Source organism: Paracoccus sp. S4493, from assembly GCF_000967735.1.
Lineage (GTDB): Bacteria > Pseudomonadota > Alphaproteobacteria > Rhodobacterales > Rhodobacteraceae > Paracoccus > Paracoccus marcusii.
This window is the reverse complement of the sequence record NZ_JXYF01000421.1, coordinates 1-1,659: the sequence shown is the minus strand read 5'-3', so window position 1 is coordinate 1,659 and position 1,659 is coordinate 1. Positions and strand designations below refer to the sequence as shown.

The following is a 1,659-nucleotide window of genomic DNA, read 5'->3' as shown; positions in this document are numbered from 1 at the left end:
GCGGGTTCCTGGCCGGCCGGGCGACGCCCCCTGCGGGCGCCACCCTGCAGCAGGCGGCGGCCGCCCTGGCGCAGGTGCCGACGGGGGGCGAGGCTGCCCTGCCGGGCGGGGCGGTGGCGCGGGCGCTGGCCAGCTATGACACCGACCTGGGTCTGTGCCGTCTGATCGAGGCGGGCGCGGAACGCGCGCTGATGTGCCGCGACCAGGGCGGCTGGTCGGTGGCGCTGGCGGTCCCGGGCGCGGGGCAGGACGCCTATCTGCCCGCGTCGGACCTGGGAACCGGCCTGATCGACACCGCGCTGGACGATCTGGGGGCGGGGCCGGCGCTGGCCCCCGCGGCCGAGGCTGCCGCCCTGACTGACTGATCCCGGCATGGAACATCCGGCACGCGGGTCGTGTTGAGGGCCTTGAGGAAAGGCCGGGTGGGGCATGTGGGACTGGATATCTGAGAACAGCGGGCTGGTTCAGGCCGGGATGGCGGCGGTCACGGCGCTGGTCTGGATGGTGTATCTGCACATCATCGTGTCGGGCCTGCGCCGCCAGCGCCGGACCGAGATCCTGATCCAGCTGGGCGGCGCGCGGAACCTGTCCGCACGCATCCTGGTCAGCAACCTTGGATTCGAGCCGATCTATGTGCTGGAGATCATGCTGACCGTCTGGACCGCCAGCGGAGAGCGCATGTCGTCGGTCGCCGACCGAACCGAGATCGCGCAGGGCCAGCACGCCACCCCGCGCGAGGCGACGCTGCAGGGACCGCTGAAAAGCGGGGATCATGTCGATATCGGCAGCGTGCTGGACCTGCTGGACCGCGCCCGCCACCGCAGCTTCGACGCGCTGGAGCCCGGCGACATCCGCGAGGTCGAGGTGACAGTGGCAGCCATCACCGCCGCCGACAGCCGCATCGCCGCTGCCGCCCGCCGTTTCGCGATGAAGGGAGAGGGCGACGACATGTCGCTGTGTCCGCAGAACCTCTATGCACGCCAGATCCGGTCGCGCTGGCGCCGCCGCCATATCGAGGCCAAGCTGCGCGAGCGTCTGTGATCAGTCCCCGCCGAACAGATCGCGGGTGAACACGCGGTCAGCCACGTCCTGCAGGTCCGGGGTCAGGCGGTTCGCCACGATCAGGTCGGCGCGCGCCTTGAACGCGGCCAGGTCGCGGATCACCTCTGACCCGAAGAACCGCGCGTCGGGAAGGGCGGGTTCGAACACCACGACCTCAAGCCCCTTTGCCTTCAATCGCTTCATGATGCCTTGGACGGCGGATTGGCGGAAATTGTCGGACCCGGCCTTCATCACCAGGCGATGGATGCCCACCACCTGCGGCCTGCGCGCCAGGATGGCGTCGGCGATCACGTCCTTGCGGGTCCGGTTCGCCTCGACCACCGCGGCGATCAGGTTCTGGGGCACGTCGTTGTAGTTCGCCAGCAGCTGCTTGCTGTCCTTGGGCAGGCAGTAGCCGCCATAGCCGAAGGACGGGTTGTTGTAATGGGCGCCGATGCGCGGATCCAGCCCGACACCCTGGATGATCTGGCGGCTGTCCAGGCCAAGCGACATGGCATAGCTGTCCAGTTCGTTGAAATAGGCCACGCGCAGGGCAAGATAGGTGTTCGCGAACAGCTTGATCGCCTCTGCCTCGGTGGAGCCGGTCAGCAGGACCGG

General features: G+C 69.1%; 3 protein-coding genes. 2 read left to right on the top strand and 1 reads right to left on the bottom strand.

What is annotated here, in order from left to right; genetic code table 11:
- Together TW83_RS21510 and TW83_RS18195 are read left to right on the top strand one after the other, a co-directional pair.
- Positions 1 to 365: hypothetical protein (locus TW83_RS21510; RefSeq protein ID WP_045984197.1), on the top strand; the 365-nt coding region annotated here is incomplete at its 5' end.
- Positions 366 to 429: 64 nt separating this feature from the next.
- The gene (locus tag TW83_RS18195) at positions 430 to 1,041 is read left to right on the top strand and encodes a hypothetical protein (protein ID WP_045984196.1); all 612 of its coding nucleotides are present in this window, start codon (positions 430 to 432) and stop codon (positions 1,039 to 1,041) included.
- On the opposite strand, the gene TW83_RS18190 is transcribed toward TW83_RS18195, so the two are convergent.
- A partial coding sequence (locus TW83_RS18190; RefSeq protein WP_045984195.1) for a UDP binding domain-containing protein occupies positions 1,042 to 1,659 on the bottom strand: 618 nt, incomplete at its 5' end.

Coding starts and splice junctions, on each gene's coding strand:
- TW83_RS18195 (WP_045984196.1), top strand. CDS start 430: ATGTGGGACTGGATATCTGAGAACAGCGGGCTGGTTCAGGCCGGGATG.